This window comes from Halomonas ventosae, assembly GCF_004361885.1.
Lineage (GTDB): Bacteria > Pseudomonadota > Gammaproteobacteria > Pseudomonadales > Halomonadaceae > Halomonas > Halomonas ventosae_C.
Genome location: NZ_SNWH01000013.1, coordinates 42,360 through 65,644 on the forward strand (window position 1 = coordinate 42,360; position 23,285 = coordinate 65,644).

Consider the following 23,285-nt stretch of genomic DNA (forward strand, 5'->3'; position numbering starts at 1 on the left):
CTCCCGTTCCTTGCCACACTTGGACAGAAACGCGCGAGACGCGACACGGCAGTGATCCTGCCTGGATCCTGTCATGCTCTGGATGGCGTCGTGTGAACCTCGGCGCCCTGGACGTGGCAATGACAAGCACAAGCCGTCATCGTGCCAGATCGGCCGTTGGCGACACGTACTCTCAGGGTGAAACATGTCGAAACTCTCCCACGCACAGTGGTCATCCCGGCTGACCTTCATTCTCGCCGCCACCGGTTCCGCGGTGGGGCTGGGCAACATCTGGAAATTTCCCTACATGGTGGGCGATAGCGGCGGTGCAGCCTTCGTGCTCGTCTACCTGCTGTGTATCGCCGCGGTGGGTTTGCCCATCCTGGTGGCGGAGTGGCTGATCGGTCGCCGCGGACAGAAGAACCCCATCAGTACCATGGCCGACCTGTCGCGCTCTGCCGGGCGCAGCCGAGGCTGGGTGGCGGTGGGCATCAGCGGCGTTCTCGGCGCCTTTTTGATCCTGTCGTTCTATAGCGTGATCGGTGGCTGGTCGCTCAACTACACCCTGGGGTCGGTGATCGGCGACTTCAGCGGCGAGAGCGCCGAGGGTATCGAGGCGCTGTTCACTGGCATGCTCTCCAGTCCCGGCGAGCTGCTGTTGTGGCACACGATGTTCATGGTGCTGGTCGTGGGTATCGTGGGCCGTGGCGTGACTCAGGGCCTGGAGAGCGCCGTGCGCAGCCTGATGCCGGCGCTGGGTATCCTGCTGTTGGTGCTGGTCGGCTACGGTATAGCGTCAGGCCACTTTGGCCAGGCGGTGAGTTTCATGTTCAACCCTGATTGGGGCGCGGTCACCGGCGAAGTGGTACTGGCCGCCATGGGGCAGGCGTTCTTCACCCTTTCACTGGGCATGGGCATCATGATGGCCTATGGCTCCTACCTGAACGAGGACGTCAATCTGCTGGCCACGGCGCGTACCGTCGTCATCCTCGATACCCTGGTGGCGCTAGTTGCCGGCCTGGCGATCTTCCCCATCGTCTTCGCCAACGGGCTGGACCTGAGCTCCGGGCCGGGGCTGATCTTCATCACCCTGCCGCTCGCCTTCGGTAACATGACCGGTGGCATCATCCTGGGTTTGATGTTCTTCCTGCTGCTGACCTTCGCCGCCCTGACCTCGGCCATTTCTCTGCTCGAGCCGGTCGTGGAGTTCGTCGAGGAGCGCACTGCACTGTCGCGCATGAGTGCCACCCTGGTGGCAGGTGTGGCGACCTGGGTGCTGGGGATCGCGGCATTGCTGTCGTTCAACGTCTGGAGCGAGGTGAGCCTGCTCGGTCTGAGCATCTTCGACTTCCTCGATGCCCTCACCAGCAAGTACCTGCTGCCGTTGACCGGTCTGGGGGCTGTCGTCTTCGTGGCCTGGCGGCTTGACCGTGACAGTGTGGCGGCTGAGCTGAACCTCTCTGGTGGACAGGCGACGTTATGGCACCTAGTGGCGCGTTTCATCGCCCCGCTCGGTGTGATTGCGGTATTTGTCTCGAGTCTCTGAGGCGGATCCTACGCCGCGAATCTCGACTTGGCGGGATTCGCGGCGTAGGAATCATGGCCGTGGAAAGGACTCAATGCATTTCATCCTCGGCGTCGGGCAGCGGGGCGATGTCCTGGCTCAGCCGCTTGAATTCGTTGTGCAGCTCGATGCCGCGCCGGGCACGCAGGTTGCGCTGGGCGGCGGTGCGTGAGCGCTGCTGGTGTTCGACGACTTCCATGCTCATGAAGATGTCGAGAAGCTCACTCTTGAGGGAGGATACCCGTTCGACATTGCGCATGATCGACTCTCCTGAAAGGTTCGCGACACTGCATGTCTTACTATACCCCACTTGACAGAATGATGACGGCGGCTGTATCGGGGGCAAAAACACTGTGCCAACGCTCGCCTGATGAGCTCATGGTCAGCCGTACCCTCGGACCGAGTTGCGCATCGTGTTTCGGCTTGGGGCATACTGTGGATATAAAGTCGCCAATCCTTGCCGCCTCGCCGGGTGGCCAATTGCAAGGAGTTCCGCGTGAGCCGCGCCCTGTTCGATGAGATGAGACGTCGCATGGAGCACTTCCGACGCTCCGAGCAGAAGGTCGCGCGCTTCGTGCTGCGCAACCCCGAGGAAGTGATCCATATGCGCATCGTCGACTTGGCCACCGAGGCCAAGGTCAGCGAGCCTACCGTGGTGCGCTTCTGCCGCGCCCTGGGCTGCAATGGCTTTCAGGACTTCAAGCTGCAGCTGGCGCAGATGCTGGCTTCGGGCAGCCAGTTCGCCCAGTTCTCGATGAACGACAGCGACTCGGTGGCAGAATTCTCCCAGAGCATCTTCGATTCCACCGTGGGCACGCTGCTCTCGGTACGTGACCGGCTCGACAACGAAGCCTTGAGCCGTGCCATCAATACGCTGGCCATGGCCAACCGGGTGGAATTCTATGGCTTCGGCGCCTCCGGTGCCGTGGCCTTCGATGCCCAGCACAAGTTTTTCCGACTGCAGATCTCCACCGCGGCCTACACCGACCCGCACATGCAGAACATGTCGGCGGTGACCCTGAAGGAGGGCGATGTGGTGGTGGCGATCTCCCAGACCGGCCGCACCCGGGCGCTGGTGGCCAGCGTGCGCCTGGCCCGCGAGGCTGGCGCCACGGTGATCGGTCTGTGCCCCAGCGGTTCGCCGCTGGCCGAGGAGGTCACGCTGCCGCTCTATATCGATGTCCACGAGGACACCGAGATCTATACGCCGATGAGCTCGCGCATCGCCCACCTGGTGCTGGTCGATGTGCTGGCGGTGGGCGTGGCCAAGACCCGCGGCCCGAAACTCGCCGAGCAGCTCCGCGAAGTGAAGAAGAGCCTCAACCCGCTGCGCTTCCCCGAACCGAAGCCATAAGCTGTAAGCTATAAGTAAAAATCGTTGCCGTTGGTGAACTTGGGTAGAGTCCCAGCTTACGGCTTCCCGCGCCGAGGCGGGGGCATATGATAAGCTGTTCGCCCATTTTCCGAGCAGCGATGCCTTCCCCATGGACGACGTCACGGCGATTCTCGATCATATGAATCCGGCCCAGCGCGAGGCCGTCAGTGCGCCCCAGGGCAACATGCTGGTGCTGGCCGGGGCCGGGTCCGGCAAGACCCGGGTGCTGGTCCATCGCATCGCCTGGCTGATGCAGGCCGAGGGCCTCTCCCCCTACGCCGTGCTCGCCGTGACCTTCACCAACAAGGCGGCCCGCGAGATGCGCACCCGTCTGGAGGCGCTGCTGGGTATCTCGTTGCGCCATGTCTGGGTGGGCACCTTCCACTCCATCGCCCATCGCCTGCTACGTACCCACTGGCAGGATGCCCGGCTGCCCCAGCACTTCCAGATCATCGACAGTGACGACCAGCTGCGGCTGGTCAAACGGCTGCTCAAGGACCATCGCATCGACGACGAGCGTTTCCCGCCGCGTCAGGTGCAATCGTTCATTTCGGGCTGCAAGGAGGAGGGGCTGCGCCCCCATCAGGTAGATGCCCATGGCGATGCCTACCTGGCCCAGATGGTCGAGCTCTATGAGCGCTACCAGCTGACCTGCGAGCGCGGTGGCCTGGTCGACTTCGGCGAGCTCTTGCTGCGCAGCCTGGAACTATTGCGGGACACCCCGGCGCTGCTGGCCCACTACCAGGCGCGCTTTGGCCATGTGCTGGTCGACGAGTTCCAGGATACCAATACCCTGCAGTACGCCTGGCTCAAGCTGCTCACCGGCATGCAGACGCCGATGACCGTGGTCGGCGACGACGACCAGTCGATCTACGGCTGGCGCGGGGCACGCATCGAGAATATTCGGCGCTTCGAGCAGGAGTTCCCCGCCACCAAGACGGTGCGACTGGAGCAGAACTACCGCTCCACCAGCGCCATTCTCGATGCCGCCAATGCGTTGATCCGCCACAATGCCGAGCGCATGGGCAAGGAGCTGTGGACCGAGGGCGCCAGGGGCGAGCCGATCTCCGTCTACTCGGGCTTCAACGATCTGGACGAGGCGCGCTTCATCGTCGATACCATTCGCGAGAAGGTCGAGGAGGGCTTCAACCGGCGCGAGATCGCCATCCTCTACCGCTCCAACGCCCAGTCCCGGGTGCTGGAGGAGACGCTGATCCGCCAGGGGGTGCCCTACCGCATCTACGGCGGCCAGCGCTTCTACGAGCGTCTGGAGATCAAGAACGCCCTGGCCTATCTGCGCCTGCTGCTCAATCGTGACGACGACGCCTCCCTGGAGCGGGTGATCAACGTCCCGGCCCGGGGCATCGGCACCCGTACCGTGGAGGTGCTGCGCAATCGCGCCCGGCACAGCGAGGTCTCGCTGTGGCAGGCGTTGCACGACAGCCTGCTGGATGCCTCGCTCAAGGGGCGTGCCGCCACCTCGGTTCGCGCCTTCGCCGAGCTGATCGAGCGACTCGACAACGACACCGCCGGCCTGGCCCTGCACGAGATCATCGATCATGTGATCGAGCGTAGCGGCTTGATCGAGCACCATCGCAGCGAGAAGGGCGAGAAGGGTCAGGCCAGGGTCGAGAACCTGGAGGAGCTGGTCACCGCCGCTCGGGCCTTTACCCAGGGCGACGCCTTCGAGCCCCCCGAGGTCGGCGAGGGAGCGGTGGCCCTGGAGGCCTTCCTCTCCGAGGCGGCGCTCAACGCCGGCGACCACGAGGCTGACGAGTTCGAAGACTGCGTGCAGCTGATGACCCTGCACTCGGCCAAGGGCCTGGAGTTCCCGGTGGTGTTCATCGCCGGGGTCGAGGAGGGGCTCTTCCCGCACCGCATGTCGCTGGAGGAACCGGGTCGTCTGGAGGAGGAGCGGCGCCTCTGCTACGTGGGCCTGACTCGTGCCATGCGCAAGCTCTACCTGACCCACGCGGAGCTGCGTCGCCTGCACGGCAAGGAGACCTTCCAACGGGCCTCACGCTTTTTGCGCGAGCTGCCGGAGGAGTACCTGGAAGAGGTGCGCTTGCGCGGCCAGATCTCGCGTCCGGTAACCACTCGCCCGACGGTGGGACGCTCGCGACAGACCACGGTCGACGGGGGCGACGAGCTGCCGTTGCTCTCGCTGGGCCAGCGGGTCAGCCATCCGGTGTTCGGCGAGGGGGTGATACTCAACGCCGAGGGCGAGGGCGAGCGCGCCCGGGTCCAGGTCAGCTTCGAGGGCGAGGGCGACAAGTGGCTGGTGCTGGGCTTTGCCAAGCTGACGCCCCTATGATGGGGGGCGAGCTCATCCTGTTCAGTGTCATCATGGAGCGAAGAAAGTATGCGAGCGATGCTAAAACGCTGGTTCCCGGAAGTTACCACACAGTGGTCCTCCCTGAGCGGCTACCAGCGCTTCGAGCGACTGGTATCGCTGGTACTGACGACCGCCATCGGTGGTGTGGTCCTGGTCGCGCTGTATTACCTGATCGATCATGTGATACATCTATTGTTCGTACAGACCCGCGACCCCTTCGACTACCGGGTGTTCCAGGCCGTCTTCGACATGATCCTCACGGTGTTGATTGCCATGGAGTTCAATAACTCCATCGTGCGCACCATGAACCACGACGGTGGTTTCATCCAGGTGGAGATCGTGGTGCTGATCGCCATCATGGCGCTGGTGCGGAAATTCATGGTGATGGACCTCGACAGCATCGATCCTTGGAAGATTTTAGCACTGGCCGCCGGTGTCCTGTCCCTGGGCATCTGTTACTGGCTGGTACGCCAGGGGAATCGGCATGGACCGCAACGGTGATCTCTCCCGTGCCATGCGGTCGCTTTCTCGTGACCCGCGCAGACAGGGTCGGGCGCCGCGGACGGGACATCCACAATAACGCTTCTGGAGCTATCGCCTACCATGCAACGTCGCAGATTTCTCAAATCCGCCGGCCTCGGTGCCGCCGGTGTGGCCGCCGCCCCCTTCATCTCCACGGCCAGTGCCCAGCAGACCATCACCTGGGACATGGTGACCTCCTGGCCCAAGAATTTCCCGGCGCTGGGTACCGGGGCCAATGATTTCGCCGCGCGCATCGAGCGCCTCTCCGGGGGCCGCATGAAGATCCGCGTGCATGGCGCCGGCGAACTGGTGCCCGCCCTGGAGGTGTTCGACGCGGTGGGCGAGGGCACCGCCGAAATGGGCCACTCCGCCTCCTACTACTGGCGCGGCAAGACCCTGGCCGCCCAGTTCTTCACCGCTGTTCCCTTCGGCATGACCACTACTGAGACCAACGCCTGGCTCTACTACGGTGGCGGCCATGAGCTGTGGGACGAGGTGTACGCCCAGTTCAACCTCAAGCCCTTCCCGGTGGGCAATACCGGCACCCAGATGGCCGGCTGGTTCAAGAAGGAGATCCACTCGCTGGAGGACATGCAGGGCCTCAAGCTGCGCCTGCCGGGCCTGGCCGGCGAGGCGATGAACGGCATCGGCGTGACCACGATGAACATCCCCGGGTCCGAGATCTTCACCTCCCTGCAGACCGGCGTGCTGGATGCCGCCGACTGGGTCGGTCCCTATAACGACCTGGCCTTCGGCCTGCACCAGGTGGCCAATTACTACTACACCTCGGCCTGGAACGAGCCCAGCGCCATCATCGAGGCCACCGTCAATCTGGACGCCTGGAATGCCCTGCCCGACGACCTCAAGGCGGTGGTCAGCGAGGCGGCGATGGCCTCCAACCTGGCGATGATCAGCGAGTTCGCGTTACGCAACGCCGAAGCCCTCGAGACGCTGGTCAATGAGCATGGTGTGGAGCTGCGTCGCTTCCCGGACGACGTCCTGAAAGCGCTTTATGTCTCCTCGCAGCAGGTGCTCGAAAGGCAGGTGGCGGCCGACGAAATCTCGCGCAGGGTCTACGACTCCTACACCGCCTTCCAGCGCAAGGTGCAGCGCTTCACCGAGGTGGGCGAGTTCGCCTACCTGAAGACCCGGGAGAAGGTCGGCGCCTGACGACTCTCGCCCTCCTTTGCCACCCCTCATGGGCGCCCCTTGAGTCTGGCGAGGGTGGCTCAGTCGGTGGTTCAGTCGTTTTGGCTAACGGCCCGGATCCGTCCGTTGTCATCTAGCGCGACCATCACGAAGCGGGCCTCGGTGACCTTGTGCAGTTCGTCGGGGTCGCGTTCATGGGGGGCACGGATCCACACTTCTACATCGATCTTGAGTGAGCTGTGGCCAATCTCGCTGACTCGGGTGAAGATGTTGACCATCGAACCGACGCGGACCGGGCACAGGAAGTCCATGGCCTCGATGGCCACGGTCGCCGTGCGACCCCGGGCCTCACGGCCGGCGGCCACCTCGGCGGCCTGGTCCATGCGGGCGACCAGCCAGCCGCCGGGAATGTCGCCATGCAGGTTGGTGTCCTGGCGACTGGCCAGCAGCTTGAGGGTCAATTGACCCTGGGGAGCGGGGATATCGTCGATGTCTGTCATGGAAGGCTTTACAACTCGGGTTGTTGTTGTGGCGCGTGATCAGCTCGCCATGATATACGCCGAGGGCTGCGGTTCACCACCATGGCGACACGCTGCCTTGTTGCCGTTCCTTCTTTGGTTCATCGAGGAGGCTGTCATGTTTGCCATCCTGCGTCGTTGCCTGGCCTCCTGGCTGTTGGTAGCACCTACTGCTGCTGGTCTATGCCACGGTGCTGCTGCTGGTGATCCTGGTACTTAATCTGACTGCAATATTTCTACGTCACCATATCGGTACGCGCTATGGGACGCTGAGTCATCGGTGAGCCCACGACTGTCGCGCCATCCGGGAGCCCCGATGCCCTTCGCCCAGGATCTGACTGCGCCGCCCGCTCTGCCGGCATTGATCGACTTCTCCCCTGCGGCCAGCAGCTTGGCCCTCCGGGGGGTGAGCCTCGCCTATGGTGACAGTCCGGCGCTGCGCAACCTGACGCTGCGCCTACCACGCCATCGGGTGACAGCCTTTATCGATCCCTCCGGCTGTGGCAAGTCGACCCATGACAATGTGGCCTTCGGCTTGCGCCTGCAAGGTAGCCTGAGCAAGCGCGACGACATCATCGAGTGGGCGCTACGGCGAACTGGTGGAATATGGCTCCACCGATAGCCTGTTCACCAATCCGCACCTGCGGCGTACCCAAAACCACATTACTGGGCGCATGGCCTGACGGCCGGCCTTAAGCAAAGGAGAGATCCCATGGACATCACCAGCAACATCCACAGCCAGCATATCTCCCGGCAGTTCAACCAGGAGCTCGAGGAGCTCAAGACCCACCTGATGGCGATGGGGGGGCTGGTCGAGAAGCAGGTTCAGGACGCCGTGGCCGCCCTGCTCGAGAGCGATTCTGAACTGGGCAGGCGGGTGGTCGACAACGATCGGGCAGTCAACGACATGCAGATCAAGATCGACGAGGAGAGCACCCAGGTGCTGGCGCGGCGCCAGCCCACCGCCTCCGACCTGCGCCTGGTACTGGCGGTGATCCGTGCCGCTTCCGACCTGGAGCGGATCGGCGACGAGGCAAGCAAGATCGCCCGCAATGCCATCGAGCTGATCGACGCCAACAACGGCAATCGCGGCTTCGTCGAGGTGCGCATGATCAGCGAGCACGTGCGGCGCATGGTGCGCGACGCCCTGACCTCCTTCGCGCGCCTCGACACCGAACTGGCGATCAAGCTGGTGCATGAGGACGAGGAGGTGGACAACGAGTACCGCACCGCCATGCGCTCGCTGATGACCTTCATGATGGAGGATGCCCGTTCGATCTCGCCGATCCTCAGTCTGATGTGGATCCTGCGCGCCCTGGAGCGCATCGGCGACCATGCCAATAACCTGGCCGAGTACGTGGTCTACCTGGTCAAGGGGCTCGATATCCGCCATACCAGCCCGGATGACCTCGACGAGCAGGCAATCACCCGCAAGGGTTGACCGCGAACGCCTCCTGGCCGTCAATATCGCAGGCCGCCGCCCAATCGGGCGGCGGCCTGCGGCGTGATAGGAGGAAGTGACGAATGCTCGATGCCCTGACGGCGCTGACCCGCGGGACCCGCCTGGTCTACTCCCGCGGCCTGCGGCGCTATGTGTTCCTGCCGATACTGGTCAACCTGCTGGTCTATGGCGGCATGCTCGGGTACGTGCTGGGCCACTTCGGCGGCTGGCTGGATCACTGGATGGCGATGGTCCCCGAGTGGCTGGCCTGGCTCTCCTGGCTGATCTGGCCGCTCTTCGTGGTCAGCCTGGTGCTGATCGTCTTCTTCACCTTCACCCTGGTGACCCACCTGATCGCCGCGCCCTTCTACGGCTTTCTGGCCGCCCGGGTGGAGATGCAGGCGACCGGCCGGCCGCCGCTGGACGACCGCGGGCTGGCGCGGACCGTCGTGGACGCCATGGGGCGTGAACTGGTCAAGCTGGGCTACATCCTGCCGCGCATGGCGCTGCTCTTCGTGCTCAGCTGGATCCCGGTGCTCAACCTGATTGCGCCGCTGCTGTGGGCGGCCTTCTCGGCCTGGATGATGGCCATCACCTACCTCGACTACCCCATGGACAACAACATGGTCAGCTTCCGCGACATGCGTCGCCGGCTGAAGGCGCGCTGGTGGCCTACCCTCACCTACGGCGGCTGGGTGACCCTGATCACCTGGTTGCCGCTGGCCAACCTCTTCCTGCTGCCCGGGGCCGTGGCTGCCGCGGTGCTGATGTGGGAGCGCCACTATCGTGACATCGAGGCCGGCACGGCCCCGGGTGGTCCGCTTCAGGCGCGCTGAGCCCTCTCTGCCGCCGTATCTCGCAGGCGCTCGGCGGGGAACAGGCAGCGGAAGGTGGCGCCGCGGCCGGGGAGGGAGTCGATCTCCAGTCGGGCATCGTGGCGCAGCAGCACGTGCTTGACGATGGCCAGCCCCAGGCCGGTGCCGCCGGTGGCGGTGCTGCGGCCCTTGTCGACCCGGTAGAAGCGCTCGGTGAGCCGCGGCAGATGCACCGGGTCGATGCCCTCGCCATCATCGGCTACCTCTAGGCAGGCGCCCGCGCCATGGGGGCGCCAGCGCAGCACGATATGCCGCCCCTCCCCGGCATAGCGCACGGCATTGAAGGTCAGATTGGAGAGCGCGCTGCGGATCTCCTGCTCGCTGCCGAGCAGGGCGCGAGACTCCTCGACCTCTACCGTGATCGACTGGCGACCGTCGGAGAGCGCCACGGCGTCGCTCTGTACGGCATGCAGTAGTTCATCCATCGCCAGCGGCGCGTCATCCCGCCCGCCCTGGTCGATCTCCAGACGCGAGAGTAGCAGCAGGTCGTTGACTAGGTTCTGCATGCGCTCGGTCTGGGCCTTCATCTGCACCAGGCCGCGGCCCAGCCGCGGCGGCAGCTGGTCGGCCATGTCGCCATAGGTCTCCAGGTAACCGGCCAGCACGGTCAGCGGTGTGCGCAACTCGTGGGAGACGTTGGCCACGAAGTCGCGACGCATCTGCTCCAGGCGGTGCAGGCGGGTGATGTCGCGGGCCATCACCAGGCGCTCGTCGTCGCCGTAGAGGGTGATCTGGAACTGCAGGATCAGCCTCTCGTCGATGGGTGAGGGCAGGGTCAGCGGCTCGCGATAGTCGCGGCCATGGAAATAGTCGACGAAGCGCGGGTCACGCAGCAGGTTGGTAATGTGCTGGCCGCGGTCGAGTTGGGGCTTGAGGCCGAGCATGCGTTCGGCCGCGCTGTTCCACCACTCCAGGTCGCCGTGACGGTCGAGCATCACCACGCTGTCGCGCATCGCCTCGGAGGATTCCTGGATGCGCTGCAGCGTGGCCCGCAGCCGCTGCTGGGTGAGGGCCTGGCGCTTCTGGTAGCGGTAGAGGCGGTCGAACAGCTCGCCCCACAGGCCGCTGGCGGCGGGAGGTTCTTCCTGGGGGCGCAGAGTGAGCCACTGGTAGAGGGCGTGCAGCTGGCGCAGGTGGAAGGCCAGGCAGAGCGAGAGGCCGACGGTGATGCCGGCCACCACAGCGGAGAAGGGCCAGCCGAATAGCGCCCCGGCGGCGACCAGGGTCACCAGGCGCCAGAACTCGCCTCGCCAGAGCCGTCCCACGTTAGCCCTTGGCGGAGAACCGGTACCCGGTGCCACGCACGGTCTGGATCAGCTGATGGTGGGGCTCGCCCAGCGCCTTGCGCAGGCGACGGATATGCACGTCCACGGTACGCTCCTCGACATAGACGTTGCCGCCCCACACCTGGTCGAGCAGCTGCCCGCGGGTGTAGGCACGCTCCTGGTGGGTCATGAAGAACTGCAGCAAGCGGTACTCGGTGGGCCCCATCTCCAGCGAGTGGCCATCGACGCTGACCCGGTGGCTGACCGGGTCGAGCAGCAGCCCGCCGACCTCCACCGGGTCTTCGACGCCTCGCGGTGTGGTGCGACGCAGCACCGCCTTGAGGCGCGCCACCAGCTCCCGTGGCGAGAAGGGCTTGGTGATGTAGTCGTCGGCGCCAGCCTCGAGACCCTGGATCTTGTTGTCCTCCTCGCCCTTGGCGGTCAGCATAATGATCGGCAGCTCGGCGGTGGCTTCCTCGCGCTTCAGCCGGCGGGCCAGCTCGATGCCGCTGGTCCCCGGCATCATCCAGTCGAGCAGCACCAGGTCGGGCTGATGGTCAACCACCATGGCATGGGCATCCTGGGCATTGTCCGCCTCGAGGACACGATAGTCGGCCATCTCCAGGGCTACCGCGATCATCTCGCGGATCGGCGCCTCATCATCGACGATCAGTACGGTCTTGGCGGTCATCCCGGAGCCTCATGGTCAATGACAGGTCGATGACGATGACAGCACGTCATGATGACAATAGCGTGACAACGCCGGGCTGTCGCCCGCTCAGCCGCCGTTCGTCACCGGCCATAATGAGAGCGCGATGCCGGCGAAGACCAGCAGGCCCGACCAGTGATTGTTGAGGAAGGCCTGGAAGCAGCGGTCCCGATCCCGCTCGCGGATCAGCCACTGCTGATGCACGAAGGTCGCCGCCATGGCGGCCAGCCCCAGCCAGAAGAAGCCCCCCAGCGCGAGCCGCCATCCGGCCCAGGCCAGCAGCGCCAGAGTCAGCCCCTGCAGCAGCCCGATCATCAGCCGGTCGGCGCGGCCGAACAGCACCGCGGTGGATTTGATGCCGATCTTCAGGTCGTCGTCGCGGTCGACCATGGCGTACTCGGTGTCGTAGACCACCGTCCAGGCCACGTTGGCGGCAAACAGCAGCCAGGCGACCGGCGGCAGCGCACCCTGCACGGCAGCGAAGGCCATGGGAATCGCCCAGGAGAAGGCCGCACCGAGGAAGGCCTGGGGCAGATGGGTGTAGCGCTTCATGAAGGGGTAGATGAAGGCCAGCACCACCCCCACCACCGAGAGCATCACCGTGAAGAGGTTGGTGAACCAGACCAGCACGAAGGCGGCCATCACCAGCATCAGGAACAGCGCCTGGGCCTCGCCCTCGCTGATCCGGCCGGTGGCCAGGGGGCGGTTCCGGGTGCGCTTGACGTGGCCGTCGAAGTGGCGATCGGCATAGTCGTTGACCACGCAACCGGCGGCCCGCATCAGGTAGACGCCGACGATGAAGATCAGCAGCACCTGGCGGTCGGGAATGCCCTTCGCGGCGATCCACAGGGCCCACAGGGTGGGCCACATCAGCAGCCAGGTGCCGATGGGGCGGTTCAGGCGGGTCAGCTGCAGGAAGTCGGTCACCCGGGCCAGGCCCCTGGGGTGCATCAGGGAAGGGTCCATCTCGGTCTCTCGCATGTGAAAGCGTGCCGCAGAGCCTAGCGCGAAGGCAGCCCGAGGTCATCCGCCATGCGCTCGAGGAAGAACTCCTTCTTCGCGTCGATTTCGGGGGTGGCTAGTGTACCATGCTGCCCCATCATTCTTTCCCGATCGATGAGGCCTATGAGCGCTCCCCTGACCATCATCGGTTCCGGCATGGCGGGCCTGGCCCTGTTGCGCCAGCTGCGCGCACGGGACTCGGCGCGACCGATGACGCTGATCACCGCCGACAGCGGCGATGACTATGCCAAGCCGCTGCTCTCCACCGGCTTCGCCAAGCGCCTGCCGCCGCAGCGCCTGGCGACCCGTTCCGCGTTGGAGGTTACCGACGAGCTCGGCGCCGTGGTGCGCACCCACACCCGAGTGCAGGCCATCGACCCGTTGGAACGCACCTTGACCATCGGCAGCGAGACCCTGCCCTGGAGCGAGCTGGTGCTGGCCACCGGCGCCGCGCCGGTGCGCCCCTTCAGGGTACCCGACGCCGTGGCCGGCCGGGTCTTCAGCGTCAATGACCTGGATGATTACCGCGCCTTCCACGCGGCCCTGGAGGCGCGGGGCCGGCCGGCACGCGTGGCGATCATCGGCATTGGCCTGGTGGGTTGCGAGTTCGCCAATGACCTCGTCGCCGGCGGTCACCACGTCGAACTGGTGGCCCCGGAGCCCGCGCCCCTGCCGCGCCTGGTGCCGGAGCCGCTGGGCCGCGCCCTGGGCGAGGCCTTCCGCGAGGCCGGCGTGGCGCTGCACAGCGGACGCCGGCTGATGGCGCTGGAGGCCGACGACCGCCGCGTTGGCCTGGCGCTGGATGATGGCACCTCCCTTTCTGCCGACCTGGTGCTGGTGGCCACAGGCCTGCGGCCGCGCACCGTCCTGGCCGAGTCGGCAGGGATCGCGGTCAGCGAGGCGGGCATCCACACCGACCGGCAGCTGGCCACCTCGGTGCCGGGTATCCATGCCCTGGGCGATGCGGCCTGTGTCGATGGCGTCAATGCCATGTACGTGCAGCCGCTGCTGGCCAGCGCCAAGGCCCTGGCGAATACCCTGACCGGCAGCCCCAGCGCGGTGACCTATGGCCCCTGGCCGGTGCTGGTCAAGACGCCACTGCTGCCGGTGGTGGCCCTGCCGCCGCTTCACACCCCGGCTCGCTGGCGTCTCGAGGGGGCAGGCAGCGACCTGACCGCACTGGCCGAAACAGAGGACGGACGCTTGCTCGGCTTTGCGTTGACAGGTCGCTGCGTGCGTCGGAAAGTCGAACTAGCGCGAGCCGCGCCGCCGTTGCTAGGCTAGTCTCGTCAACGTCGCAGCTGGCGATGATCCGTGACTAACCATCATGCCATCCCAACATCGCCGGTGGTGATCGCCGGCATCATAATGCCAATATCAGGAGGACTGTATGCGCAAGCCAGAACTCGCCGCGGCGATTGCCGAGCGTGCCGATCTTTCCAAGGACAAGGCGAGCCAGGTGCTCAACGTGATCCTTGATGAGATCACCGGTAGCGTTTCCCAGGGGGAGGACGTCAGCCTGATCGGCTTCGGTACCTTCAGCGTGCGCGAGCGCGCCGCACGCACCGGCAAGAATCCCCAGACCGGCGAGCCACTGGCCATTCCGGCCAGCAAGACCGTTGCCTTCAAGCCGGGCAAGGGCCTCAAGGACGCCGTGGCGAAATAAGGCCGTATGGCCCGCTTCGTGCGGGTCGCCTCATTCTCTCTCGACGGACGCTTTCGACGGTCTCTCGATGCTGGCGAAGCCGATATGAAGCTGCGACTGATGCTGTGGCTGCTGGGATTGATGCTCAAGCACGCCCTGTGCTGTAAGGCGCGGTTCCGTGAGCTGCTCGGTGAGATGCGGGGCCTCGACTGGGGCATCGCCACCGAGGATCTCTCCATCGCCCGCCACTACCGGATGTCGCCGAGCGGCATCCGCAGCGGTCGGGGCCTGCCGGTGGATCTCGATCTGGAGCTGCGCTTCGAAGACCCGGCCACGGCCATCAAGGTGCTTAGGAAGCCCACCCAGCAGGCCTTCCTCGACGGCATGATGGCCGGCAAGGTGCGCCTGGTCGGCGACTCGGCCGACCTGCAGAAGCTGCAGCGGCTTTTGAAACACCTGTAAAAAGCTTGAAGCTTGAAAAGCGCCGCTTCGCGGCTGGAAGCTGGAAGAAACAGCCTTGACTCAGATAGCGGAGACAATCTGCTGCCTTCCAGCTTTCATACCTGCCCATAGCGTCCCGCCTTCTCGCCCAGCCAACGCTGGATCAGCGGGCGGCTGGCCTGGGGATACTCCTCGAGCAGCTGTTCGGCCAGCGGCGCCACGCGCTCCAGCAGATCGGCGTCGCGCTCCAGGTCGGCCACCTTCATCTGCGCCAGTCCTGTCTGGCGGGTGCCTAGCACCTCGCCGGGGCCGCGAATCTCGAGGTCCTTCTCGGCGATGCGAAAGCCGTCGGTGGTCTCGCGCATCACCGCCAGGCGCTCCCGGGAGTGGGCCGACAACGGCGGATGATAGAGCAGCACGCAGAAGCTCTCGACAGCACCGCGTCCCACCCGCCCGCGCAGCTGGTGGAGCTGGGAAAGACCCAGGCGCTCCGGGTTCTCGATGATCATCAGGCTGGCATTGGGCACGTCGACGCCTACCTCGATCACCGTGGTGGCCACCAGCAGGTCCAGCTCGCCGGCCTTGAAGGCCGCCATCACTGCGGCCTTTTCGCCGGCCTTCATGCGCCCGTGGACCAGGCCGATGGCCAGCTCCGGCAGGGTCTCGACGAGCTCGTCGCGGGTCGCCTCGGCGGCCTGGCACTGCAGCGCCTCGGACTCCTCGATCAGCGTGCAGACCCAGTAGGCTTGGCGTCCCTTGGCACAGGCGTGACGAATGCGCACCATCACCTCGGGGCGGCGCTCATCGGGCATCACCACCGTCTTCACCGGCGTGCGACCGGGCGGCAGCTCGTCGATCACCGAGACGTCCAGATCGGCGTAGGCGCTCATTGCCAGGGTGCGCGGGATCGGGGTGGCAGTCATCACCAGCTGGTGGGGCGTCAGGCCGCCGGCCTCGCCCTTCTCGCGCAGCGCCAGGCGCTGGTGGACGCCGAAGCGGTGCTGCTCGTCGATGATGGCGAGCCCCAGGCGCTGGAAGTGTACGTCATCCTGGAAGAGCGCATGGGTGCCGACCACCATGCGCGCTCGGCCGTCCTGGATGGCCGCCTTGGTGTCCAGGCGCGCCTTGCCCTTGAGCTTGCCGGAGAGCCAGGCCACCTCGATGCCCAGCGGCTCGAACCAGGCACTGAAGGTGCGATAGTGCTGCTCGGCGAGTATTTCGGTGGGGGCCATTATCGCGGCTTGGCAGTCGGCGGCGATAGCCGATAGCGCCGCCATGGCGGCGACCACCGTCTTACCCGAGCCCACATCGCCCTGCACCAGGCGCAGCATCGGTACCTGGCGCGCCAGGTCGGCGGCGATCTCGTCGAGCACCCGGCGCTGGGCGCCGGTCAGCGCGAAGGGCAGCTGGGTCAGGAAGCGGGCCTGCAGGCTGCGTCCGCCGGGCAGCGCCGGGGCGCCGTCCTCGCGGATGCGCTGGCGCACCTCCTGCAGGCTGAGTCGATGGGCGAGCAGTTCCTCCAGGGCCAGGCGGCGCCGCGCCGGGTGGCGGCCGGCCGCCAGTTGTTCCGCATCGGCCTCCGGTGGCGGGCGATGCAGGGTGTTCAGGCAGTGGTGAAGCTCGGGCAGGCCGAAGCGCTGGCGCAGGAGGGCGGGAATGCCGTCGGGGAGGGCGTCCGGGGTGGCATCCAGGCAGCCCAGGGCCTGGTCGATCAGCGCTCGCAGGCGGGTCTGGTGGAGGCCCTCGGTGGCCGGGTAGATGGGTGTCAGGTGGTCCTCTACCGGGGCCTCGCCGCCGGCCAGCAGGCGGTACTCCGGGTGGTAGAGCTCCAGGCCCGTGGCCCCGGCACGGGCCTCGCCAAAGGCGCGCACTCGCGCCCCGGGCTGGAACTGCTGCTGCTGGGCGGGCGAGAAATGGAAGAAGCGCAGGCTGAGGATCCCCGAGCCGTCGCGCAGACGCACCAGCAGGCTGCGCCGCCGGCCGCGCACCACTTCGCCGGCCACCACCTCGCCCTCCACCACCGCCTCATGACCGGCGCGTAGCGTGGCGATGGGCGTGATGCGGGTGCGATCCTGGTAGCGCAGCGGCAGGTGGAACAGCAGGTCGCTGACACGCTCGATGCCCAGCCGGGCAAGCTTGAGCGCCAGTGCCTCGCCGACACCCTTGAGCGCGGTGACGGGCGCGTCGAGAGAGGTGATGTCGCTGCTCATGCCGGCTCGAGTTCGGTCTTGCGGCAGCGCTCGATCGCCTCGGTCACGGCATCGATGGCCCGGGGCCGCGGGAAGCTGGCGCGCCAGGCGATGGCCACGGTCCGTGAGGGTGCCGGGGCGGTGAAGGGACGGCTGATCAGCATGCCGCTCTCGTAGTGGCCGGTGCCGATGGCCGAGTGCGGCAGCACGGTGATGCCCAGCCGGGAGGCCACCATATGGCGGATGGTTTCCAGCGAGCCGCCCTCGGCGGTGAGCGTGTTGTTGGGACTGTTGAGCTGATGGCTGATTGCCGGGCAGGCTTCGAGGATCTGGTCACGGAAGCAGTGGCCCTCACCGAGCAGCAGCAGACGCTCCTCGAGCAGATCCTCCTTGTCGATGCTCTCCCGGGAGGCCCAGCGGTGGTCGGCCGGCAGCAGCACCTCGAAGGCCTCCTCATAGAGCGGCTTGGTGACCACGTCGGTCTCGGTGAAGGGCAGCGCGATGATGATGGCATCCAGTTCGCCGCTGCGCAGCTTGCGGCGCAGGTTAGCGGTGAAACCCTCCTCGATGTAAAGCGGCATCTGCGGTGCACCCCGCGAGAGCTCCGGAATCAGGTGAGGAAAGAGGTAGGGGCCAATGGTATAGATGGCACCGATGCGCAGCGGGCTCGCCAGCTGGTCGCGGCCAGCCGTGGCGAGTTCCTTGATGATGCTGCTCTGTTCCAGCACGCGCTGGGCCTGCTCGACGATCTTCTCGCCCAGCGGGGTGACCTGCACGGTGGACTTCGAGCGCTCGAACAGCGCCACGCCCAGCTCCTCCTCGAGCTTCTTGACGGCCACCGAGAGTGTCGGCTGGGAGACGAAGCAGCGCTCCGCCGCGCGTCCGAAATGGCGCTCCTGGGCCAGTGTCACGATGTAGCGGAGTTCTGTTAGAGTCATGGTGGTGCCGGCAGGCATCCTCTTCAAAGCGGGTGACGGTCCCAGTGATCTCGCCCGATGCACAGGGACACAATAATGCCAATAGGGACTTTTTATCAGGGGGCGAGGGAAAGGTGAAGACAACGACACTGATTCTGGGCTGTGGCGATATCGGCATGGCGCTGGGAAGCGAGCTCAGTAAGGCGGGACACCGGGTGATCGGCGCACGCCGCAATCCGCATGCACTGGAGGGCAGTGGGCTCGAGGCCGTGGCGGTCGATCTGAACGACGCGACCACCCTGGCTCGGCTGCCCGACGCCGAGACCCTGGTCTATGTGGTCAGTGCCGACCGCTTCGATGAAGCGGCCTATCGCGCTGCCTACCTCGATGGCCTGACCGCGCTGCTGGGCGAGTTCACCACTCGTGACACGGCACCGGGGAGGGTGTTCTTCGTCTCCTCAACCAGCGTCTACGCCCAGCGCGACGGCGATGTGGTCGACGAGACCAGCCCCGTCGAGCCTTCGGGCTTCTCGGGTCTCGTGATGCGCCAGGCCGAGCAGGCGCTGATCGACCATGACCTGCCGGGCACCGTGGTGCGCTTCTCGGGCATCTACGGCCCCGGTCGTGACCGCCTGATCCACCAGGTTGGCGAGGGGCGCATCGCCCCGGCGAGCCCCGTCATGTATTCCAACCGCATTCACCGCGACGACTGTGCCGGGGTGCTGGCCCATCTGATCGGCCGGCAGCTGGCCGGTAAGCCGCTTGAGGATCTCTACCTGGCCAGCGACTGTGAGCCGGCCCCCATGCACGAGGTGATGGCCTGGCTGGCGAAGCAGCTCAAGGTCGAGGCCACCGAGACCATCCAGTCGCCGCTGCGCCGCCGCGCCAGCAAGCGTTGCGATAACACGCGCCTTCGCGAAAGTGGCTATCGCTTCCGCTATCCCACCTACCGCGAGGGCTACGCCCAAGTGCTGCGGGAAGGAGGTTTCCTGTAGTCGACCCCTTTGTCATCCCCCCTGCAGCCAACGACAGAGCCCGACCTTACAACGCCAGCCGGTAGATGATCGAGTAGAATTCGAAGCCGTCGTTGGGTTCATCTAGGCCGCCGCCGCTCCCGACAAATATGACGCCACGACGACAAATACGCGACATTTAGATGACGTCCCGTGCCAACCTTTTGATTCCCATCATAAAGCGCCCATGGCGCTTTTTTTAACGTGCCTTCTAACCCCCGTAGGTGTCATCGCTTCTTAATTGTCTAGACATATAGCCGTCAAAGCACACCGCCAGACTGTGTTCAGACTTTCGAGTTCCCCACATTTTCAAGGGCGAAGCGTATGACTGCTATCAGTGTCGAACGGCTCGATAAGTCCTTCGGTAATCATGCCGCGTTGCGCGACATCGGATTCGAGATCGCCAAGGGTGAAATGGTCACTCTGATCGGGCCATCCGGCTCCGGCAAGTCGACCCTGCTGCGTCTTTTCATTGGTCTGACAGCAGCCGACCGTCAGTCGCACAGTCACGTCAGAGTGCTGGCGCGCGACGTGCAGCGCCAGGGGCGCCTGGTCGGGGCGCGTCGCGAACAGCGCCGCCGCACCGGCTATATCTTCCAGCAGTTCAATCTCGTCAGCCGGTTGAGCGTGATGACCAATGTGCTGATCGGGCATCTGGGAGCCATGCCGCGTTGGCGAGCGCTAGCCGGGCGTTTCACCCGCCGGGAGTATGACGCGGCGCGCCGTGCATTGGCGCGAGTGGGTATCGAAGATCTTGCCGAGCAGCGCGCGAACACGCTCTCCGGCGGTCAGATGCAACGGGTCGCCATCGCGCGTGCATTGGTCCAAGACGCCGAAGTGATCCTTGCCGACGAACCGATCTCCTCGCTCGACCCGCGCAGCGCGCGGGAGGTCATGGAGATTCTTGAGCGCATCAATCGCGAGGATGGTCGCACGGTGGTCGTCACCCTCCATCAGGTTGATGTGGCGCGCCGCTATTGTCGCCGCGCTATCGCCCTCAAGAAGGGACGGCTCTACTACGACGGGCCTATCTCGGGCCTGACTGATACCCGTCTGCAGGTTCTCTACGAAGATGCGGGGCTCGATGAGCTCGGCGTTCACGAGGACCAACCGCCGACCACTGGACTGCTTCACGCCGTGGGCTGAGCCCACCCCTTTCACGACACGTTCCACTATCGCAATCAGGAGTCAAACATGACGTTACGCTCTCTGCGCCGTCTGGCGCCGCTCATCGCCACCATCGGACTCGGCGCTGTGCTGCCGGCTCACGCTCAGGACAATGACACGCTGACCTTCGGTATCATCTCCACGGAGTCCATGAACGCGCAGCGCGAAATGTTCCAGCCCCTGCTCGACGACATGGCCGACGCCGTGGGTATGCCGGTCGAGCCGTTCTTCGCCACCGACTATGCCGGGGTGATCCAGGCGATGCGTTTCGACAAGGTCGATGTTGCCTGGTATGGCAACAAGGCCGCGATGGAGGCGGTCGACCGGGCCGGTGGCGAGATCTTCGCCCAGACCATCGCCGACGATGGCGCGCCGGGATACTGGGGCCTGATGATCGTCAACAAGGATAGCCCCTACCACAGTATCGACGAGATTCTCGACAACGCTGACCAGCTCACCTTCGGCAATGGCGATCCCAACTCAACCTCGGGCTTTCTGGTGCCGGGTTACTACGTGTTTGCCAAAAACGGGGTCGATGCGGACTCTGCGTTCAAGCGCACCTTGAATTCAAGCCACGAGACCAACGCCTTGAGCGTGGCCAATCATCTGGTCGATGTCGCCACGTTCAATACCGAGAGCATGGCACGTCTGAAAGAGACTCATCCGGATAAGGCCCAGCAGCTCAGGGTGATCTGGACGTCGCCACTGATCCCCTCAGATCCGCTGGTGTGGCGCGAGAACCTACCCGAGGCGACAAAAGCCAAGCTGCGTGACTTCTTCCTGAATTACGGTGACACCGAACGTGAAAAGGCGATTCTGGCACCGCTGCAGTGGTCCGGTTTTCAATCCTCCAGCAACGCTCAGCTGCTACCGATTCGCCAGCTTGAGCTGTTCAAGACGCGCGCCAATATCGCTAACGACGGCTCGCTTGATCCCCAGGAGAAGGCACGCAAGCTCAAGGAGCTTGATGCCAGGCTCGAGGAGCTCGACCAACGCCTGAAGCAGCAGGCGGTCTCGGAAAGCATGCCGCAGGCGTCCTGATCAACGACGAGGGGCGCACGCGCCCCTCGTCGCGGTCTGGATGGTGACGAATGGCTGGATGGCTTGAGTAGCAAAGATGACGACGACGATTTCCGATGAGATACAGGCGCGCGCTGGCGGGCGCAACTGGAAGAAGCCCCTGGGCTGGGGGGCTGCGCTACTGGTTCTGGGTTGGTCATGGCAAGGCGCGGGTATTGCCCCGGGTCTGCTGATCGACAATTTCGACAACATGGTGGTTCTGGCCAGTGATTTCGTGCCTCCGACGTTCACCAACCTGACGCGCTACATCCACGAGATGCTGGTGACGATTCAGATTGCCATCTGGGGCACGCTGCTGGCGGTGATCTGCGCCGTGCCATTTGGCCTTTTAAGCGCGTCGAACGTCGCTCCCTGGTGGATCAATCAGCCCATTCGCCGACTGATGGACGCCTGTCGCGCGATCAACGAGCTGGTGTTCGCGATGCTGTTCGTGGTGGCCGTGGGGCTCGGCCCCTTCGCTGGAACGCTTGCATTATTCGTCCACACCACCGGGGTGCTGGCCAAACTCTTTTCCGAGGCTGTGGAGGCTGCCGACCCCGGGCCGATGGAGGGGGTGCGCGTCACCGGCGCCGGGCGTATCGAGGAGATCTTGTTTGGCTTGATTCCTCAGATCATGCCGCTATGGGTCTCGGTGAGTTTCTACCGTTTCGAATCTAACATCCGTTCGGCGACGGTGCTTGGCATGGTGGGCGGCGGGGGTATCGGCGTGTCGCTGTGGCAGAGCCTGCGCGGATTCGACTACGCCGAAGCGGCGACCATCATGCTGGTGATCATTGTCGCCGTCACCTTGCTGGACATGCTGTCGCAGCAGGTACGCAAACGTTACATCTGATGCCGGGGGCTCCCTCGGTTTTTTTGGGACTGATGATGTCTAGACAAATTCTCTCGCTACCGCGCTATCGCGAACTGGCCGAAGTGCTTCTTCGCGAGGTCCGCGCCGACTACGGCCCCGGCGATCTGCTGCCGACCGAAGCCCAGTTGGCCAAGCGCTTCGCGGTTAATCGCCACACCGTGCGCCGGGCGCTGGACGAACTGGTCGCCGCTGGCCTGGTGACACGCCATCAGGGGCGTGGCACCCAGGTCGTCGATCGGCGACTCGATTACGCCGTTAGCGCCGGCAGCAAGGTGACCCAGAATCTCGCCGGTCTCGGTCTCCCCGCGAATACCTGCTGTCTCGAACAGGGGTTCGTGATGCCGCCCGAGGCCATTGCCCAGCGCTTCGGACGACCCGCCAGTGAGCCGCTGCTGCGCGTCGATACCGTGCGCTATGTTGACGACGCGCCGCTGATGCGACTGCGTCACTGGTTCGATCCCGAGCGCGTGCCGGGCTGGCTGGCGCGCTATCGCGGCGGCTCCACCCGGGCGCTGCTCGGCCAGCACTATGGTTTGCGTCTGCAACGTCGAAGGGTTCGCATAGATGCCGTCGGCGCCGATCGCGACGATACCCGCTGGCTGCAGTGTCCGCTCAACGCGCCGTTGCTGGTGATGACGAGCGACAATACCGACGTCGACGGCGTGCTGGTGGAAGTCTCCGTGGGTCGGGCGCGTGCCGACCGGCTCTCCTATCACATCGATTTCGATGAAGCCGCTGGCCATCGTCACGACGGCGCCGGCCCGACCGATCCTTCCGATCTCCTTCCCTCCGAAGAGGACGACACATGAGCCGCACCTCTCGAGGAGCCCGGCAGCGATTGCTGGCGCTCTCCTCCCGTCAGCACATTGAGGCCCATTGGGGCGCACTAGGTGCGTTGCCCGACCACCGCTGCGTGCGCGGCCCGGAAACCGGCATGGCGATGCTCAAGGGCCGCACCGGGGGTACCGGCAACGCCTTCCACCTGGGCGAGATGACCTTGACCCGGGCCAGCGTGGTGCTCGACGACGGCACCCTCGGCCACGGTTGGGTGTGCGGACGGGATCATCGCCACGCCGAGCTGATCGCACTGGCCGATGCCGTCGCCCAGCTTGCCGAATGGCAAGAGACACTCGAGACGCGGGTGCTCGCGCCGCTGGCCGCAGAGCTGGCCGAGCGCCAGCGCCGTGACGCTGCCACCGCCGCCGCTACCCGCGTCGACTTCTTCACCCTGGTGAGAGGGGAATGA

The 23,285-nt window shown here is 65.2% G+C and carries 23 protein-coding genes and 1 pseudogene; 17 read left to right on the forward strand and 7 right to left on the reverse strand.

Annotation, left to right across the window (positions count from 1 at the left end; all coding sequences use genetic code 11):
• The first annotated feature begins 184 nt into the window (after window positions 1-184).
• On the forward strand, window positions 185-1,525 hold the full coding sequence (locus DFO68_RS10665; protein WP_133483651.1) for a sodium-dependent transporter: 1,341 nt from the start codon (window positions 185-187) through the stop codon (window positions 1,523-1,525).
• Window positions 1,526-1,595: 70 nt separating this feature from the next.
• Here DFO68_RS10665 and DFO68_RS10670 read toward each other — a convergent pair whose 3' ends face one another.
• Window positions 1,596-1,802 carry a PA3496 family putative envelope integrity protein gene (locus DFO68_RS10670; protein ID WP_133483652.1) on the reverse strand — a complete coding sequence of 69 codons (207 nt, stop codon included), beginning with the start codon at window positions 1,800-1,802 and terminating at the stop codon, window positions 1,596-1,598.
• A gap of 237 nt (window positions 1,803-2,039) precedes the next feature.
• On the opposite strand from DFO68_RS10670, the gene hexR reads away from it, so the two are divergent.
• The 4 genes from hexR to DFO68_RS10690 all read left to right on the forward strand — a co-directional run bounded on the left by hexR (window position 2,040) and on the right by DFO68_RS10690 (window position 6,945).
• Window positions 2,040-2,897, forward strand: coding sequence for a transcriptional regulator HexR (gene hexR, locus DFO68_RS10675; protein ID WP_133483653.1), 858 nt, complete (start codon window positions 2,040-2,042; stop codon window positions 2,895-2,897).
• 130 nt (window positions 2,898-3,027) lie between these two features.
• Window positions 3,028-5,232 carry a DNA helicase II gene (gene uvrD / locus DFO68_RS10680; RefSeq protein ID WP_133483654.1) on the forward strand — a complete coding sequence of 735 codons (2,205 nt, stop codon included), beginning with the start codon at window positions 3,028-3,030 and terminating at the stop codon, window positions 5,230-5,232.
• Window positions 5,233-5,280: 48 nt separating this feature from the next.
• Window positions 5,281-5,754: a phosphate-starvation-inducible PsiE family protein gene (locus DFO68_RS10685; RefSeq protein ID WP_133483655.1), complete on the forward strand. Its 474-nt coding sequence runs from the start codon at window positions 5,281-5,283 to the stop codon at window positions 5,752-5,754.
• A 102-nt stretch (window positions 5,755-5,856) separates the two neighbouring features.
• Window positions 5,857-6,945 carry a TRAP transporter substrate-binding protein gene (locus DFO68_RS10690; RefSeq protein ID WP_133483656.1) on the forward strand — a complete coding sequence of 363 codons (1,089 nt, stop codon included), beginning with the start codon at window positions 5,857-5,859 and terminating at the stop codon, window positions 6,943-6,945.
• Between the two features lie 71 nt (window positions 6,946-7,016).
• Here DFO68_RS10690 and DFO68_RS10695 read toward each other — a convergent pair whose 3' ends face one another.
• On the reverse strand, window positions 7,017-7,424 hold the full coding sequence (locus tag DFO68_RS10695; RefSeq protein WP_133483657.1) for an acyl-CoA thioesterase: 408 nt from the start codon (window positions 7,422-7,424) through the stop codon (window positions 7,017-7,019).
• Between the two features lie 334 nt (window positions 7,425-7,758).
• On the opposite strand from DFO68_RS10695, the pseudogene DFO68_RS10700 reads away from it, so the two are divergent.
• From DFO68_RS10700 to cysZ, 3 genes and pseudogenes are all read left to right on the forward strand, one after another.
• A pseudogene (locus tag DFO68_RS10700) lies at window positions 7,759-8,052 on the forward strand (hypothetical protein); the annotation flags it as partial.
• 102 nt (window positions 8,053-8,154) lie between these two features.
• Window positions 8,155-8,883: a phosphate signaling complex protein PhoU gene (gene phoU / locus DFO68_RS10705; RefSeq protein ID WP_133483658.1), complete on the forward strand. Its 729-nt coding sequence runs from the start codon at window positions 8,155-8,157 to the stop codon at window positions 8,881-8,883.
• Between the two features lie 83 nt (window positions 8,884-8,966).
• Complete coding sequence (cysZ, locus tag DFO68_RS10710; protein ID WP_133483659.1) at window positions 8,967-9,719, forward strand: sulfate transporter CysZ; 753 nt, start codon at window positions 8,967-8,969, stop codon at window positions 9,717-9,719.
• On the opposite strand, the gene phoR is transcribed toward cysZ, so the two are convergent.
• The 3 genes from phoR to ubiA form a co-directional block, all read right to left on the reverse strand.
• Window positions 9,707-11,023: a phosphate regulon sensor histidine kinase PhoR gene (phoR, locus tag DFO68_RS10715; protein WP_133483660.1), complete on the reverse strand. Its 1,317-nt coding sequence runs from the start codon at window positions 11,021-11,023 to the stop codon at window positions 9,707-9,709. The two genes, cysZ and phoR, sit on opposite strands and share 13 nt — an antisense overlap.
• A gap of 1 nt (window position 11,024) precedes the next feature.
• Window positions 11,025-11,714: a phosphate regulon transcriptional regulator PhoB gene (gene phoB / locus DFO68_RS10720; RefSeq protein WP_133483661.1), complete on the reverse strand. Its 690-nt coding sequence runs from the start codon at window positions 11,712-11,714 to the stop codon at window positions 11,025-11,027.
• Window positions 11,715-11,801: 87 nt separating this feature from the next.
• Window positions 11,802-12,698, reverse strand: a complete 897-nt coding sequence (gene ubiA / locus DFO68_RS10725; protein ID WP_133483662.1) for a 4-hydroxybenzoate octaprenyltransferase — start codon at window positions 12,696-12,698, stop codon at window positions 11,802-11,804.
• 159 nt (window positions 12,699-12,857) lie between these two features.
• Here ubiA and DFO68_RS10730 point away from each other — a divergent pair, with 159 nt between their 5' ends.
• From DFO68_RS10730 to DFO68_RS10740, 3 genes are all read left to right on the forward strand, one after another.
• Complete coding sequence (locus tag DFO68_RS10730) at window positions 12,858-14,018, forward strand: NAD(P)/FAD-dependent oxidoreductase (RefSeq protein ID WP_208107407.1); 1,161 nt, start codon at window positions 12,858-12,860, stop codon at window positions 14,016-14,018.
• A 106-nt stretch (window positions 14,019-14,124) separates the two neighbouring features.
• On the forward strand, window positions 14,125-14,400 hold the full coding sequence (locus DFO68_RS10735) for an HU family DNA-binding protein (protein ID WP_133483663.1): 276 nt from the start codon (window positions 14,125-14,127) through the stop codon (window positions 14,398-14,400).
• 84 nt (window positions 14,401-14,484) lie between these two features.
• Window positions 14,485-14,841, forward strand: a complete 357-nt coding sequence (locus DFO68_RS10740; RefSeq protein WP_133483664.1) for a hypothetical protein — start codon at window positions 14,485-14,487, stop codon at window positions 14,839-14,841.
• A 95-nt stretch (window positions 14,842-14,936) separates the two neighbouring features.
• Here the strand turns inward: DFO68_RS10740 and recG are convergent, their stop codons facing one another.
• Complete coding sequence (gene recG, locus DFO68_RS10745; RefSeq protein WP_133483665.1) at window positions 14,937-17,030, reverse strand: ATP-dependent DNA helicase RecG; 2,094 nt, start codon at window positions 17,028-17,030, stop codon at window positions 14,937-14,939.
• Window positions 17,027-17,947, reverse strand: coding sequence for a hydrogen peroxide-inducible genes activator (locus tag DFO68_RS10750; protein ID WP_133483666.1), 921 nt, complete (start codon window positions 17,945-17,947; stop codon window positions 17,027-17,029). Before DFO68_RS10750 ends, recG begins: the two co-directional genes overlap by 4 nt.
• 113 nt (window positions 17,948-18,060) lie before the next feature.
• Between DFO68_RS10750 and DFO68_RS10755 the strand changes: the two genes are divergently transcribed.
• The 6 genes from DFO68_RS10755 (at window position 18,061) to phnG (ending at window position 23,285) form a co-directional block, all read left to right on the forward strand.
• A complete protein-coding gene (locus tag DFO68_RS10755; protein ID WP_133483667.1) occupies window positions 18,061-18,921 on the forward strand; it encodes an SDR family oxidoreductase in 861 nt (286 codons plus the stop codon).
• A gap of 342 nt (window positions 18,922-19,263) precedes the next feature.
• Window positions 19,264-20,085, forward strand: coding sequence for a phosphonate ABC transporter ATP-binding protein (gene phnC, locus DFO68_RS10760; RefSeq protein ID WP_133483668.1), 822 nt, complete (start codon window positions 19,264-19,266; stop codon window positions 20,083-20,085).
• A 48-nt stretch (window positions 20,086-20,133) separates the two neighbouring features.
• Window positions 20,134-21,147, forward strand: coding sequence for a phosphonate ABC transporter substrate-binding protein (gene phnD, locus DFO68_RS10765; protein WP_133483669.1), 1,014 nt, complete (start codon window positions 20,134-20,136; stop codon window positions 21,145-21,147).
• A gap of 76 nt (window positions 21,148-21,223) precedes the next feature.
• Window positions 21,224-22,018, forward strand: a complete 795-nt coding sequence (phnE, locus tag DFO68_RS10770) for a phosphonate ABC transporter, permease protein PhnE (protein WP_133483670.1) — start codon at window positions 21,224-21,226, stop codon at window positions 22,016-22,018.
• A gap of 35 nt (window positions 22,019-22,053) precedes the next feature.
• On the forward strand, window positions 22,054-22,848 hold the full coding sequence (gene phnF / locus DFO68_RS10775) for a phosphonate metabolism transcriptional regulator PhnF (RefSeq protein ID WP_166637554.1): 795 nt from the start codon (window positions 22,054-22,056) through the stop codon (window positions 22,846-22,848).
• Window positions 22,845-23,285, forward strand: coding sequence for a phosphonate C-P lyase system protein PhnG (gene phnG, locus DFO68_RS10780; RefSeq protein ID WP_133483672.1), 441 nt, complete (start codon window positions 22,845-22,847; stop codon window positions 23,283-23,285). The genes phnF and phnG overlap by 4 nt, the downstream gene beginning before the upstream one ends.